The organism is Rhodococcus sp. NPDC057529 (assembly GCF_042802055.1).
In the GTDB taxonomy this organism is placed as follows: Bacteria; Actinomycetota; Actinomycetes; order Mycobacteriales; family Mycobacteriaceae; genus Rhodococcus_F.
The window spans coordinates 13,872-26,716 of sequence record NZ_JBHVEY010000009.1; the positions used below are offsets into that span (position 1 = coordinate 13,872).

A 12,845-nucleotide genomic window follows, 5' to 3' on the forward strand; every position below is an offset into this window, starting at 1 on the left:
TTGGCGGCGTTGCCGGTCGGCAAGCTTCTTCGCCGTAAGAAGAGCGGATGCGGTGGTGCACATCCAACAGGATTCGGGTGACCGAACTGAATGCGTTCTACGACGCTGGATGACCGTCGTGGTCATCTAGTGGTGGCGAGTCTACCTGGTGGCGGCGGACCGGTCCGACCGAGGAGTCACAGACCGACCCATTCCGATGCCCCGTCGGCGAATTTCTGCCGCTTCCAGATGGGTACCTCGTGCTTGATGCGCTCCACCAGTTCCGCGCACGCGGAGAAGGCCTCGGCGCGGTGGGGAGCGGCGACCGCGGCGACCACCGCGAGGTCGCCGACGGTGAGGGATCCGACCCGGTGGACGGCCGCGACGGGGAGTCCGGACGAGGCCGCGACCTCCTCGCAGACGGTGCGGAGAAAGCGTTCGGCGTCCGGGTGCGACTGGTATTCGAGAGCCGAAACGGATTGTCCGCCATCGTGATTGCGCACGACGCCGGTGAACACGACGACGGCGCCGTGTTCGGGCCCGGCCACTGCCGCGTCGACGACGGCGGGATCGAGCGGCTGGTCCGAGATCTGGGCGAGAATGTCAGGCATCGTGCGCACCTCCACCGGCGACCTGAGCGAGAAGATGATCGACGATCGGGTCGAGGACGGACAATCCGTCCCTGACCCCGCCCGGCGAGCCGGGCAGATTCACCACGACTGTGCCGTTCGCCACACCGGCGAGTCCGCGGCTCAACGAGGCGTGCGGGGTCACCTCCGTGCCGCGGTTCCGGATGGCGTCGGCCACGCCGGGCAGTTCGCGGTCGAGCACGGCGCGGGTGGCCTCCGGGGTCGCGTCCGTGGGGGAGACCCCGGTGCCGCCGGTGCTGATGATCAGTGCCGGGCTCCCGGACAGGGCGTCGGCGAGTCCGGCCGCGATGTCGGCGTCCGGGTAGACGAGCGGGCCCCGGGTGGTGAAGCCACGTTCCTCGAGCCACGCGGCGATCACCGGGCCGGTCGTGTCTTCCCGCGTGCCCATGGCCCCGCCGGTCGAGGCGACCAGGACGGCCGCGGATCGTGCTGTCACCGTGGGCGTTCCGGTGCTCTGCTGCTCGCGCGTCCAGTGTCCGCGTTTGCCGCCGTCCTTGGTGAGCAGCCGGACACCGTCCAGTGTCGCGGCGGGGTCGACGGCCTTCACCATGTCGTGCAACGTCAATCCGGCCACTGCCACGGCGGTGAGGGCCTCCATCTCGACGCCGGTCGGGCCCTTCGTCTTCGCGGTGGCCTCGATCGTGATCGCAGTGTCGGTGAACCCGAACTCCAGCTTCACCGACGACAGCGCGAGCTGATGGCAGAGCGGAATCAGCTCGGATGTCTTCTTCGCCCCGGAGATCCCGGCGATCCGGGCCGTCGCGAGAACGTCGGCCTTGGGCAGGTCGTCGGCCCGGACCAGTTCGATCACCGCGGGGGTGGTGACCAATTGCCCGGCGGCCACCGCGGTTCGGGTCGTGTCTGCCTTCGCGCTCACGTCGACCATGCGCGCGCGGCCCTCGCTGTCGAGGTGCGTCAGGTCGCTCATAGGGGGATCACCTTCACGAGTTGTCCGGCGTCGAGCGCGGTGACGTCGGCGGGAACGTCGAGGAGGACGTCCGCCCACGCCATCGCGGCGACGAGATGGGAGCCGGGGCCGGACACGAGTTCGACTCCGGCGTCGGTGCGGCGCGCCCGGAGGAACTGCCGCTTGCCGGGTATGGAGGTGACGGCCGCGGCGAGTGGCAGTTCCTCGGGTTCCGTCGGCGGGAGCCCGGCGGCGCGCCGGATCTCGGGACGTGCGAACACCTCGAAGGAGACGAGGGTGCTGACCGGGTTCCCCGGGAAGTTGAGGACGGGCGTGCCGTCGACGACGGCGGTGCCCTGCGGTCCGCCCGGTTGCATCGCGACGTGCCCGAAGTGCGCGCCGAGCGGTGAGAGCGTCTCCTTGACCACCTCGAAGTCGCCCATCGACACCCCGCCGGACGTGAGGACGAGGTCGGCGGTGGTGGTCGCCTCCGCGAGCAGGGTCCGGAATTCGGCCGGGTCGTCGCCGCTGCGCGCGATCGACACGACCTCGGCGCCGTTGGCCCTGGCGCTCGACGCGAGGGCGATTCCGTTGGAGTCGTAGATCTCTCCGGGGTGCAGTGTCGTTCCGGCGTCCACCAGTTCGGCGCCCGTGGTGATCACGGCGATGCGCGGGCGCGGGCGCACGGGGACCCGCTGCAAGCCGACGGCGGCGAGGACGGCGATGTGCCGGGCGGCGAGGACACTGCCCGCGGACAGCAGGAGCATGCCCTCCCGGACGTCGCTGCCGCGCTCGCGCACGAACTCACCGGCGGTGCGCGAGCGTTCGATGCGGACCTGTCCGTCCGCGGCCTCGGTGTCCTCGACCGGGACGATCGCGTCGGCGCCTTCGGGGATCGGCGCACCGGTCATGATCCGGTAGGCGGTTCCGGGAGTGTGGACGGTGGTGCCTGCCGGTCCCGCGGCGATCACGCCCCGCACCGGCAGCACGGCCGGGATGGACGCGACGGAGGCGGCGTCGACCGCATATCCGTCCATCTGCGAATTCCGGAACAACGGCAGGTCGACGGGGGAGTGCACGTCGGCGGCGAGGGCGCGCCCGAGTGCCTCGCCCAGCGGGAGCTCCTCGGCCGGGCGCCCGTGCAGCGGCGCGAGGAGTTCGGCGACGTGCTGGGCGTGCTGCTCCACGGAGCGTGCGGTCACGATATTCCTCCGGCCATGGTCACCAATCCTAGGCACCTCCCGGCCGAGTGACGCACACCGCATCGGACAACGCTCACCCCCGCGCGGCATACTGGACAGATGCAGCGAAAGGCAACTCGATGACGACGGTGGAGATGGGGATCCCGACCGTCCGGTCGTCGGTCTCGCTCGACGGCAGACCGGACGTCGATCAGCTGGTCGACCGGTTCGGCCGCGTCGCGCGGGATCTTCGGGTGTCGATCACCGAGAAGTGTTCGCTGCGCTGCACGTACTGCATGCCCGAGGAGGGCCTGCCCGCCATTCCGGCGCAGAATCTCCTCACCGCGGACGAGATCGTCAGGCTCGTCGACATCGCCGTTCACCGGCTCGGTGTCCGCGAGGTCCGGTTCACCGGGGGCGAACCGCTGATGCGGGTGGATCTCGAGCGGATGATCGCCGGATGCGCCGAGCGGGTGCCGGGGATTCCGCTCGCGATGACCACCAACGCGGTCGGTCTCGAGCACCGCGCGGCCGGGCTCGCCCGCGCCGGGCTGACACGGGTCAACGTTTCCCTCGATTCGGTCGACCGCGCGCACTTCGCGAGACTGACCCGGCGTGACCGTCTGCCGTCGGTGATGGCGGGTATCCGTGCCGCGGCCCGAGCCGGACTGGCGCCGATGAAGATCAATGCGGTGCTGATGCCCGAAACGCTCAGCGGAGCGGCCGATCTCCTGGAATGGTGCCTGAGCGAGGGCGTCACGCTGCGGTTCATCGAGGAGATGCCGCTCGACGCCGATCACGAGTGGGCACGCGACAACATGGTCACCGCCGACCGGTTGCTGGCCGTCCTCGGCGAGCGGTTCACGCTCACCGAACACGGGAGGGAAGACCCGTCGGCGCCCGCCGAGGAGTGGCTCGTCGACGGCGGACCGGGCACGGTCGGAATCATCGCGTCGGTCACCAGGTCGTTCTGCTCCGACTGCGACCGCACCCGCCTCACCGCCGAGGGAACGGTACGGTCGTGCCTGTTCAGCGACCAGGAGGTCGACCTGCGGTCGGCGCTGCGGTCGGGTGCGGGCGACGAGGATCTGGCGCAGTTGTGGCGCGGCGCGATGTGGAACAAGTGGGCAGGCCACGGAATCAACGCGGACGGCTTCGCCCCGCCGCAACGCAGTATGGGAGCAATCGGTGGTTGACGTGACAGGAATTTCGGTTCGGTACTTCGCGGCCGCCGCCGACGCGGCGGGCTGCACGAAGGAGACCCTCGACCTCCCGGCCACCGCGGACCTCGGTCAGGTGAAGGACCTTCTCCTCGCCAAGTACGGTCCCGACATGCAACAGGTGCTGTCGGTCTCCGCCTTCCTGGTGGACTCCGAGTTGACCCGCGATCTGACGCGCACCGCCGGCGCCCAGGTGGACGTGCTGCCGCCCTTCGCCGGCGGCTGACCCACTGTCCGCCGGGCCGCTCAGTGGATGGACTCGGCCAGCCACCGGTCGAAGGTGATCGTTCCGAACCGGTTGTCGGGCACCAGGTTCGATCCGCTCCGCAGGAACTGCCCCAGCGCGCCGGGAAGCGGCACGTTCACGACGAACCCGTGCGTCCCGGTGGCCTTCTTCCACGCCGTCGTCAGATCGCGGGCGGTGCGCACCTCCGGGCCACCGATGGTGATCGTCCCCTCCGGCGCGTCGGTGGCGAGGGCGGCGTCGACGAGGGCGGTCGCCACGTCCCTCGTGTCGATGGTCTGAAAGCTCGTCTTCGAGAACGCCGGGATCAGCCCCGCCCGGCTCGCCGGTTTCGCGATCATGGGGATGAAGTCGTGGAACTGGGTCGCACGCACGATCGTCGTCGCCATCGCGGCACTCTCGTAGACCCGCTCCTGGGTGCGCTTCGACTGGTAATAGGCGAATTCGGCCAGATCCACGTTGACGATGGAGAGGAGGACGGCGCGTCGGACTCCCGCGCCGTCCGCGGTGGCGAGCAGGTTCTCGGAGCCCTTCTCCAGCACCGCCCGGGTGCCCTTGGTCTTGCCGTCGGTGGTGTCGACCACGACGTCGACACCGTCGAGCGCCTCGGCGAGGCCGTCGCCGGTGACGAGATCACCGTGGAAATGCGCGATCTCGGTACCCGGCGCCCCGCCGTGCCGGGTCAGGACCCGGACGGAGTGACCGCGGGCGAGGAACTCCTTGACCACCTGCCGGCCTGCAGTGCCGGTACCGCCCGCGACCAGCGCCTGGACCACCGGGTCACCGCCACCACGTGTCGAGCGGGGTCACCGGGACCGTGCGCTTGTGACGGGTATTCAGGAACATCGCCTCGAGCTTCTCGGCCACGGCGTCCGGGACGTCCTTGCCCTCGAGGTAGTCGTCGATCTGCGCGTACGTCAGGCCCAGCGCCTCCTCGTCGGGAAGCGCGGGACGGTCGTCCTCGAGGTCGGCGGTGGGAACCTTCCTCCACGTGCTCTCGGGCGCGCCGAGTTCGCGGAGCAGCGCGGCGCCCTGACGCTTGGACAGCCCGGTCAGGGGAGTGACGTCCACGCCGCCGTCGCCGAACTTGGTGAAGAAACCGGTGATCGCCTCGGCGGCATGGTCGGTGCCGACGACCAGAAAGCCGAGCTGACCGGCGATCGAGTACTGGATCACCATGCGCTCGCGGGCCTTGATGTTGCCGCGGACGAAGTCGCGGAGTTCGCCGCCGTCGCCGATGATGTCGCGCAGCGCCTCGGACGACTCCTTCGCGGTCGCGTCCGCGCCGGGCTTCACGTTGACGACCACCGACCGGTCGGGCTTGATGAAGTCGAGGGAGATCTGCGCGTCGGACTCGTCGGCCTGGGTGCCGTAGGGCAGCCGCACGGCCACGAACTCGGCGTCGTGGCCCTCCTCGCGCAACTCGCTCGCCGCGAGCTGGGCGAGGCGTCCGGTGAGGGTGCTGTCCTGACCGCCGCTGATACCCAGGACGAAACCCTTGGCCGGGGTCGACAGCAGGTAGTCCTTCAGGAACTGAACACGTTTGCGGATCTCGCCGGCCGCGTCGATGGTGGGCCGGGCACCGAGTTCCTCGAGGATCTGCGCACGTAGATTCGCCATGCCAGAACTCTAGCGAGTGCCCCTGACGGGCGCAGGGTACGGTTCCGCGCATGAGTAGATCGGACGTTCTGGTGGTCAGCGCGACCAAGGCGGAGGCGGTGCACGTCCCGTCCGAGTTCGAGGTCCTGATCACCGGGATCGGCAAGGTGAGCGCCGCCGTGGCCGTGGCGTCCGCGCTCGCCGACTATCCGCGAACCGACCGGCCGCTCGTCGTCAACATCGGCACCGCGGGCGCGCTGCACGAGCATCACAGCGGGCTGTTCACGCCGTCGACCGTGCTGAACCACGACATCAGCGGCGACGCCATCCGGGCGCTCGGGCACGACGTGGCCGATCTTCTGGCCCTGCCCGACGGCGACGGTTCCGTGCTCGCGACCGGGGATCTGTTCGTGTCCGACGCCGGCGTGCGTGACGAACTCGCCCGCAGAGCCGACCTCGTCGACATGGAGGGTTTCGCCGTCGCCTATGCCAGCGCCCGCGCCGGTGCCCGGTGCCGGCTGGTCAAGCACGTCTCCGACACGGCGGACGACTCGGCACTGGACTGGCCCGCCCGGATCGACGCGAGCGCTCGCGAGCTCGGGCGCTGGCTGGCCGCTCTCTAGCTCGCCCGGAGTTCCAGCCCGGTGCCGTCCGCGTTGACCATGCGCATCGCATCCGAACGGACGCTGTAGCCCGTCTCCCCGGTCAACGCCGCGAGCACCGCGCGCTCCACCTCCGACACGTCCGGCGGACACGCCATCCGGGTGGTGGCCCAGGACCCGAACGTGATCGAACTCTGCTGCACGTCCGCGGTCCCGGTCATCCGGTTGCAGCCGGTGAAACCGGACGCCGAACCGTCGGCTGCGATCAGCAACTGCGGCGCGGTCCGCTCCAGCGCCGCTGTCGTGGTGACCGCGTCCGGGCTGATCAGCGCGGTCACCGTCCAGGTGGTCCCGACGACGGGCCGGTCCGGCCGGGCGACCTTCTCGTCCGTGAGCGTCACCGAAGCGGTGGGTGTGGTGAGGGTGAGCGTGTCGCCACCGAGGGTCCAGTTCGGTTGCGCGTCCAGCAGAGCCGCCACCCAGGTGTCGGCGCCTGCCGCCTCGCCGGGGCACGCCATCAGCGTCATGGCGAGCGGTCCCGTCACGATCTTCCCGTCGGACAGGTCGACGTCGGCGCTGCCCTGATTGCATCCGGCGTCGACGGACAGTCGGCCGGGGTCGGTGAACCCGAGCACGAGCGGCCCACCGCCGGGAATGGGGTCGCCCTCGACGGAGGTGGAGACGAACGTGCGGCCGGTCGGGTCCTGGGGCTCGGGCTGCGCGTCCCCGCCGCAGGCGGTGAGCGAGGCGAACGTCAGAAGGCCGAGAACGGCGGTGGTGGTGCGCATTCCCCGAGGCTAGACAAAATGTCCGGATCCGGGATCAACATCGGGTGACGCGCCGGATCAGGTCCTCCCAGGCATCCCCGAGCCGTTCGACGGACATCCCGAGGTCGCGCAGTTCGTGCAGTACGAGTGTGGCCTCGAGGGGGGCGAGCAGCGAGCAGGCGAGCAGTTCGTGATCGCCCTGCACGCCGGCCGCGCGGAGAAGGGAGACGACGTGGCGCACCGACACCGCCCGTGCGGGGGCGGCGAAACGGAACTCGAGAGAGTTCTCGGCCGCGCGCTGGACCTCGCCCTGCACCTCGACGATCGCGATGCGTGCGTGCCCGAAGGCGATCAGCCGGTCGATCGGGTCGGCGCCCGGCCCGAGGGGCGGCGGGCCGAACATGAAGGACTGCTGAAGTTCTCGTTCGGTGTGGTCGAGGAGTGCGTGCATGAGTCCCGACCGGCTGCCGAACCGGCGGAACACTGTGCCCTTGCCCACACCGGCCCTGCAGGCGACGGCGTCCATCGTGACGGCGTCGACACCGCGTTCGGCCACCAGCAGCGCGGCCGCATCGAGCAGAAGACGCCGGTTACGTGCGGCGTCTCCGCGTTCCGGGGGGTCGACCCCGATCTGGGGCAGGAGGGGGCTGGTCACACTCCGCATCCTACCGCGGCGGGAACATAAGTGGACCGCGGTCCGTTTAGTTGCTATACATGTTCACGAGCCGCCCTACGCACCATCGAAGGATTATCGACATGTCACAGACCAACGTTCTCGTTCTCGTCGGCAGCCTCCGCGCCGCCTCCGTCAACCGTCAGCTCGCCGAGACCGCGATCGCCGTGGCACCCGAGGGTGCCGAGGTGACCGTGTTCGACGGACTCGGTGAGGTTCCCTTCTACAACGAAGACATCGACGTCGCCGGTTCCATTCCCGCCGTCGAGGCGCTGCGTGACGCCGCAGGCCGCGCCGACGCGCTCCTGCTGCTCACGCCCGAGTACAACGGCACCATTCCCGCCGTCCTCAAGAACGCCATCGACTGGATCTCCCGGCCGTACGGCACCGGCGCCGTCAAGGACAAGCCCGTCGCCGTCATCAGCGCCTCGCCCAGCGGCAACGGCGCGCAGTGGGCGCACGAGGACACACGCAAGGCCGTCCGCATCGCCGGCGGCAAGGTCCTGGAGGATGTCACACTCGCCATCGGCGGCACCATCGACAAGTTCGGTGACCGGCACCCGCGCGAGAACGCCGAGGTCGCGCAGCAGGTCGCCGGCGTCGTCGCCAGCCTGGTCGACGCCACGAAGGAACTCGTCGACGCCTGATCGATCCTCGCGGGACGCGGTCGCCGCTACAGCCCGGTTCGATCCAGGGCTGCGTCGACGGCGTCCCGCACCGTGTCGAAGTCTTCACCGGCCGCCAGGGCAGAGTCCCTGGCGGCTTCTATCTGTTCGCGCACCGTCTCGTACCGCGCGACCCACTCCTCCTTGTTGTCGCGCCAGTACCCGATGACGGCGTAGCGGTCCGCGGGCCAGCCCAGGTCGTGGCGCAACCAGCGTCGCACCACCCGCGACACCGTCGCCTCGCCCGCGAACCACACGTATCCCGGTGAGCCCGGTCGTGACCAGTCGCGGGCCGCCTCGGCCAGCAGGCTGTCCCCGGTGCCGTTGCCGCTTCCGTCCAGCCACGTCACGGTCAGCGCGGCGTCGGTCGCGAACTGCTGCCGGTCCGCCGGGGTGGTGACCTCCGCGACCACGTGCACCCGCGCCGAACCGGGTAATTCCTCCAGGATCCGCCCGACGGCGGGCAGTGCCGTCATGTCGGCGACGAGGAGCTGCCATTCGGCGTCGGCGGGCGGCGAGTACCACCCCGACGCGGTGGAGAACCCGAGCATCTCGCCCGGGCGCGCGCTCGCGGCCCAGTGCGCGGCGGTCCCGCCCGCGTGGACGGCGAAGTCGATGTCCATCTCCCGGGCGTCCCGGTCCCAGCGGCGCACGGTGTAACTGCGCTTCTCCGCGCCGTCCGGCGGGAACGCGAGGAGCAGGCGCTCGTCGGGCGTCCCGCTGGATTCGAATCGACTCAGATCGCCGCCCGCGAGGGTGATCCGCTGCATGTTCGGCGTGACCCGCCTCGTGCGCGCTACGGGCGCCGACCACACGAGGTCGTCCAGGGGGTCGTCGGACATGCGCTCACGGTACCGGGAGGGGAAGTCGGGGCCTGCAGTTACCGGCCGGCAAGCGTGGGGTGCGCGTCGTCCGCGACGCCCGTTGCGTGCGGCCGCAGCAGGCGGGAAAGGGGGTGTGGGGCGCCGGCGGGGCCGGGCCCTGGAAAGGTCGGCATCGTTCGGCGGAGGTGGTGTCCGGCCGGTCCGGACGGCGCTCGCCCGGAGCCCGCGCCGCCGATGCGGGCGTGTCGTCGGAGGTGCCGTAAGCTCCCGCGAGCCTCCAGTGCACGAGCGCGATTTCAGGGGTGTTCCGCGTCACGCCGAAAATGTGATGTGCGACACGCCGGAGCGAGCACGAAATTTGTGGTCCGCGGGATGACGACCAGGGAATTTCATCAATGTGACTCACAACATCTCGGGTTAAGTGTTTCTGTCGGCCACTAGGTGTAGTGTCTTGAGCACTGAGAGACCACAACGAGAACCGACTCGGTGAGCATCTCCATCGGGGGTCACCGCCATCTCGATCAGGGGAAGTCTCAGTGCGCTGAACACACACTTCGTCAGCTCCATTCGGCAGTGGAAAGAGGGACTTCATGAGCATCACCGTCTACACCAAGCCCGCTTGCGTTCAGTGCAATGCCACCTACCGGGCCCTCGACAAGGCGGGTATCGAATACTCCGTCGTCGACATCACCGAAGACCCCGAAGCCCGGGACTACGTCATGGCACTGGGATACCTGCAGGCGCCCGTGATCGTGGCCGGTGACGAGCACTGGTCGGGCTTCCGCCCCGACCGCATCAAGACCCTCTCGGCAAACGCTGCTTGAAGCGAGGCGATCGCACCGCCCGAGGCGGAGGACGAGCCGATTCCCGGACAGAAGTAAACGGTAGTACTAGTCCAGATGGTGGAAACCGATGACATCGCTGGTGTACTTCTCCAGCGCCTCGGAGAACACGCACCGATTCGTCCAGCGGCTCGGGCTGCCTGCGACGCGCATACCCATTCATGACCGCGAGGGCACCTTCGAGGTGCACGAACCCTATGTGCTGATCCTCCCGACTTACGGCGGGGGGACGACGGCCATGGGCCGCGACACCAGTTACGTCCCGAAGCCGGTCATCCGATTTCTCAACAACACACACAACAGGTCGCTGATCCGAGCAGTGATCGCGGCGGGAAACACCAATTTCGGTGAATCCTATTGCTTTGCAGGAAATATCATCTCTCAGAAATGCCACGTTCCCTACCTCTACCGCTTCGAACTCATGGGCACAGCCGAGGACGTCGAGCGGGTGAAGGCCGGTCTGGGTGAATTCTGGGATCACTTAGACGACGAGGAGCACGAGAAGTGGCGCCGACCATCACAGACACCATCGACGCGGGGAGCGTAGAGCGCGACGCGCGCGGTGGAGACTCGACGAACGGTCTCGATTACCACGCGCTCAACGCGATGCTCAACCTGTACGGGCCCAACGGTGAGATCCAGTTCGACAAGGACCGCGAGGCCGCGAACCAGTACTTCCTCCAGCACGTCAACCAGAACACCGTCTTCTTCCACAACCAGGACGAGAAGCTGGACTACCTGGTCAAGGAGAACTACTACGAGCGTGAGGTCCTCGACCAGTACACCCGCAACTTCGTCAAGACGCTGATCGACCACGCCTACTCGAAGAAGTTCCGTTTCCCGACGTTCCTGGGCGCGTTCAAGTACTACACCTCGTACACGCTCAAGACGTTCGACGGTAAGCGGTACCTGGAGCGTTTCGAGGACCGTGTCTGCATGGTCGCCCTGACGCTGGCCGCGGGCGACGAGGACCTGGCGACCAAGCTCGTCGACGAGATCATCGCCGGCCGCTTCCAGCCGGCCACCCCGACCTTCCTCAACTCGGGCAAGAAGCAGCGCGGCGAGCCCGTGTCCTGCTTCCTGCTGCGCATCGAGGACAACATGGAGTCGATCGGCCGCTCCATCAACTCCGCACTGCAGCTGTCCAAGCGCGGCGGCGGAGTTGCGTTGCTGCTCAGCAACGTTCGTGAGCACGGTGCACCGATCAAGAAGATCGAGAACCAGAGCTCCGGGGTCATCCCGATCATGAAGCTGCTCGAGGACTCCTTCTCCTACGCCAACCAGCTCGGTGCGCGTCAGGGCGCAGGCGCAGTGTATTTGCACGCGCACCACCCGGACATCTACCGCTTCCTCGACACCAAGCGCGAGAACGCGGACGAGAAGATCCGCATCAAGACGCTGTCTCTCGGCGTCGTCATCCCGGACATCACGTTCGAGCTGGCGAAGAAGAACGAGGACATGTACCTCTTCTCGCCGTACGACGTGGAGCGCATCTACGGCAAGCCGTTCGCGGACATCAACGTCACCGAGAAGTACTACGAGATGGTCGACGACAAGCGCATCCGCAAGTCGAAGATCAAGGCACGCGAGTTCTTCCAGACCGTCGCCGAGCTGCAGTTCGAGTCCGGTTACCCGTACATCATGTACGAGGACACCGTGAACCGCGCCAACCCGATCGCGGGCAAGGTCACCCACTCGAACCTGTGCTCGGAGATCCTGCAGGTCTCCACGCCGTCGCTGTTCAACGACGACCTGTCCTACAGCCACATCGGCAAGGACATCTCCTGCAACCTTGGTTCGCTGAACATCGCGAAGACGATGGACTCGCCGGACTTCGCGCAGACCATCGAGACGTCGATCCGTGCGCTGACCGCGGTCGCCGATCAGACCTCCATCGACTCCGTCCCGTCGATCCGGAAGGCGAACGACGAGGGTCACGCCATCGGACTCGGGCAGATGAACCTGCACGGATACCTGGCGCGCGAGCGGATCCACTACGGCTCCGACGAGGGCATCGATTTCACGAACATCTACTTCTACACCGTGGTGTTCCACGCGATCCGGGCGTCCAACGAGATCGCCAAGGAGCGCGGCACGTACTTCGCGGGCTTCCCGGAGTCCAAGTACGCGTCCGGAGAGTTCTTCGACAAGTACACCGACCGGGTGTGGGAGCCGGAGACCGAGCGGGTGCGGCAGCTGTTCGCCGATGCGGGCCTGCACATCCCGACCCAGGACGACTGGCGTGAGCTGAAGGCGTCGGTGCAGAAGCACGGCATCTACAACCAGAACCTGCAGGCGGTGCCGCCGACCGGATCGATCTCCTACATCAACAACTCCACCAGCTCCATCCACCCGGTGGCGTCGAAGATCGAGATCCGCAAGGAAGGCAAGATCGGCCGCGTCTACTACCCGGCGCCGTACCTGACCAACGACAACCTGGAGTACTACCAGGATGCCTACGAGATCGGGTACGAGAAGATCATCGACACCTATGCCGCCGCGACGCAGCACGTCGACCAGGGGCTGTCGCTGACGCTGTTCTTCAAGGACACCGCCACCACCCGCGACATCAACAAGGCGCAGATCTACGCGTGGCGCAAGGGCATCAAGACGCTGTACTACATCCGGCTGCGTCAGCTCGCGTTGGAGGGTACCGAGGTCGAAAACTGCGTCTCCTGCATGCTGTAGGCGG

Annotated in this window: 15 protein-coding genes; 7 read left to right on the plus strand and 8 right to left on the minus strand. The window is 68.0% G+C overall.

Features of this window, described 5'->3' with window-relative positions; all coding sequences use genetic code 11:
* Positions 1-176: 176 nt before the first annotated feature.
* From ACFU5V_RS18795 to glp, 3 genes are read right to left on the minus strand one after another with little or no spacing between them, the layout of a single operon-like run.
* Positions 177-590 (minus strand): molybdenum cofactor biosynthesis protein MoaE, encoded by a 414-nt coding sequence (locus tag ACFU5V_RS18795; RefSeq protein ID WP_378701164.1) that lies wholly within the window; start codon positions 588-590, stop codon positions 177-179.
* Positions 583-1,557, minus strand: coding sequence for a bifunctional molybdenum cofactor biosynthesis protein MoaC/MoaB (gene moaCB, locus ACFU5V_RS18800; RefSeq protein WP_378701166.1), 975 nt, complete (start codon positions 1,555-1,557; stop codon positions 583-585). Before moaCB ends, ACFU5V_RS18795 begins: the two co-directional genes overlap by 8 nt.
* Complete coding sequence (gene glp, locus ACFU5V_RS18805; protein WP_378430542.1) at positions 1,554-2,738, minus strand: gephyrin-like molybdotransferase Glp; 1,185 nt, start codon at positions 2,736-2,738, stop codon at positions 1,554-1,556. The genes moaCB and glp overlap by 4 nt, the downstream gene beginning before the upstream one ends.
* 119 nt (positions 2,739-2,857) lie before the next feature.
* Between glp and moaA the strand changes: the two genes are divergently transcribed.
* Both moaA and ACFU5V_RS18815 read left to right on the plus strand, forming a co-directional pair.
* Complete coding sequence (moaA, locus tag ACFU5V_RS18810; RefSeq protein WP_378701168.1) at positions 2,858-3,913, plus strand: GTP 3',8-cyclase MoaA; 1,056 nt, start codon at positions 2,858-2,860, stop codon at positions 3,911-3,913.
* Positions 3,906-4,163 (plus strand): MoaD/ThiS family protein, encoded by a 258-nt coding sequence (locus ACFU5V_RS18815; protein ID WP_015890181.1) that lies wholly within the window; start codon positions 3,906-3,908, stop codon positions 4,161-4,163. Before moaA ends, ACFU5V_RS18815 begins: the two co-directional genes overlap by 8 nt.
* A gap of 20 nt (positions 4,164-4,183) precedes the next feature.
* On the opposite strand, the gene ACFU5V_RS18820 is transcribed toward ACFU5V_RS18815, so the two are convergent.
* On the minus strand, positions 4,184-4,957 hold the full coding sequence (locus ACFU5V_RS18820) for an SDR family oxidoreductase (protein ID WP_378701170.1): 774 nt from the start codon (positions 4,955-4,957) through the stop codon (positions 4,184-4,186).
* Positions 4,958-4,961: 4 nt separating this feature from the next.
* Positions 4,962-5,801, minus strand: coding sequence for an ammonia-dependent NAD(+) synthetase (gene nadE / locus ACFU5V_RS18825; RefSeq protein ID WP_378701172.1), 840 nt, complete (start codon positions 5,799-5,801; stop codon positions 4,962-4,964).
* A gap of 50 nt (positions 5,802-5,851) precedes the next feature.
* On the opposite strand from nadE, the gene ACFU5V_RS18830 reads away from it, so the two are divergent.
* Entirely contained in the window at positions 5,852-6,403 is a 552-nt protein-coding gene (locus tag ACFU5V_RS18830; RefSeq protein ID WP_378430538.1) for a nucleosidase, read from the plus strand.
* On the opposite strand, the gene ACFU5V_RS18835 is transcribed toward ACFU5V_RS18830, so the two are convergent.
* Together ACFU5V_RS18835 and ACFU5V_RS18840 are read right to left on the minus strand one after the other, a co-directional pair.
* Entirely contained in the window at positions 6,400-7,170 is a 771-nt protein-coding gene (locus tag ACFU5V_RS18835; protein WP_378430537.1) for an META domain-containing protein, read from the minus strand. The genes ACFU5V_RS18830 and ACFU5V_RS18835 overlap by 4 nt on opposite strands.
* A 34-nt stretch (positions 7,171-7,204) precedes the next feature.
* Entirely contained in the window at positions 7,205-7,804 is a 600-nt protein-coding gene (locus tag ACFU5V_RS18840; RefSeq protein ID WP_043826917.1) for a TetR/AcrR family transcriptional regulator, read from the minus strand.
* Between the two features lie 101 nt (positions 7,805-7,905).
* On the opposite strand from ACFU5V_RS18840, the gene ACFU5V_RS18845 reads away from it, so the two are divergent.
* Positions 7,906-8,469, plus strand: a complete 564-nt coding sequence (locus ACFU5V_RS18845; RefSeq protein ID WP_378430536.1) for an NAD(P)H-dependent oxidoreductase — start codon at positions 7,906-7,908, stop codon at positions 8,467-8,469.
* 26 nt (positions 8,470-8,495) lie between these two features.
* Here the strand turns inward: ACFU5V_RS18845 and ACFU5V_RS18850 are convergent, their stop codons facing one another.
* Positions 8,496-9,329, minus strand: a complete 834-nt coding sequence (locus ACFU5V_RS18850) for a siderophore-interacting protein (protein ID WP_378701174.1) — start codon at positions 9,327-9,329, stop codon at positions 8,496-8,498.
* A 572-nt stretch (positions 9,330-9,901) separates the two neighbouring features.
* Here ACFU5V_RS18850 and ACFU5V_RS18855 point away from each other — a divergent pair.
* The 3 genes from ACFU5V_RS18855 to nrdE all read left to right on the plus strand — a co-directional run bounded on the left by ACFU5V_RS18855 (position 9,902) and on the right by nrdE (position 12,841).
* Positions 9,902-10,135: a redoxin NrdH gene (locus ACFU5V_RS18855; protein WP_005240286.1), complete on the plus strand. Its 234-nt coding sequence runs from the start codon at positions 9,902-9,904 to the stop codon at positions 10,133-10,135.
* A gap of 88 nt (positions 10,136-10,223) precedes the next feature.
* A complete protein-coding gene (nrdI, locus tag ACFU5V_RS18860; RefSeq protein WP_087556616.1) occupies positions 10,224-10,700 on the plus strand; it encodes a class Ib ribonucleoside-diphosphate reductase assembly flavoprotein NrdI in 477 nt (158 codons plus the stop codon).
* The gene (nrdE, locus tag ACFU5V_RS18865) at positions 10,658-12,841 is read left to right on the plus strand and encodes a class 1b ribonucleoside-diphosphate reductase subunit alpha (protein ID WP_378701176.1); all 2,184 of its coding nucleotides are present in this window, start codon (positions 10,658-10,660) and stop codon (positions 12,839-12,841) included. The genes nrdI and nrdE overlap by 43 nt, the downstream gene beginning before the upstream one ends.
* The last annotated feature ends 4 nt before the right edge of the window (positions 12,842-12,845 follow it).

Excerpts from the sequence above, each read along its gene's own strand:
- ACFU5V_RS18795 (WP_378701164.1), bottom strand. The coding sequence starts at position 590 with ATGCCTGACATTCTCGCCCAGATCTCGGACCAGCCGCTCGATCCCGCC.
- moaCB (WP_378701166.1), bottom strand. The coding sequence starts at position 1,557 with ATGAGCGACCTGACGCACCTCGACAGCGAGGGCCGCGCGCGCATGGTC.
- moaA (WP_378701168.1), top strand. The coding sequence starts at position 2,858 with ATGACGACGGTGGAGATGGGGATCCCGACCGTCCGGTCGTCGGTCTCG.
- nadE (WP_378701172.1), bottom strand. The coding sequence starts at position 5,801 with ATGGCGAATCTACGTGCGCAGATCCTCGAGGAACTCGGTGCCCGGCCC.
- ACFU5V_RS18830 (WP_378430538.1), top strand. The coding sequence starts at position 5,852 with ATGAGTAGATCGGACGTTCTGGTGGTCAGCGCGACCAAGGCGGAGGCG.
- ACFU5V_RS18835 (WP_378430537.1), bottom strand. The coding sequence starts at position 7,170 with ATGCGCACCACCACCGCCGTTCTCGGCCTTCTGACGTTCGCCTCGCTC.
- ACFU5V_RS18845 (WP_378430536.1), top strand. The coding sequence starts at position 7,906 with ATGTCACAGACCAACGTTCTCGTTCTCGTCGGCAGCCTCCGCGCCGCC.
- ACFU5V_RS18850 (WP_378701174.1), bottom strand. The coding sequence starts at position 9,329 with ATGTCCGACGACCCCCTGGACGACCTCGTGTGGTCGGCGCCCGTAGCG.
- ACFU5V_RS18855 (WP_005240286.1), top strand. The coding sequence starts at position 9,902 with ATGAGCATCACCGTCTACACCAAGCCCGCTTGCGTTCAGTGCAATGCC.
- nrdI (WP_087556616.1), top strand. The coding sequence starts at position 10,224 with ATGACATCGCTGGTGTACTTCTCCAGCGCCTCGGAGAACACGCACCGA.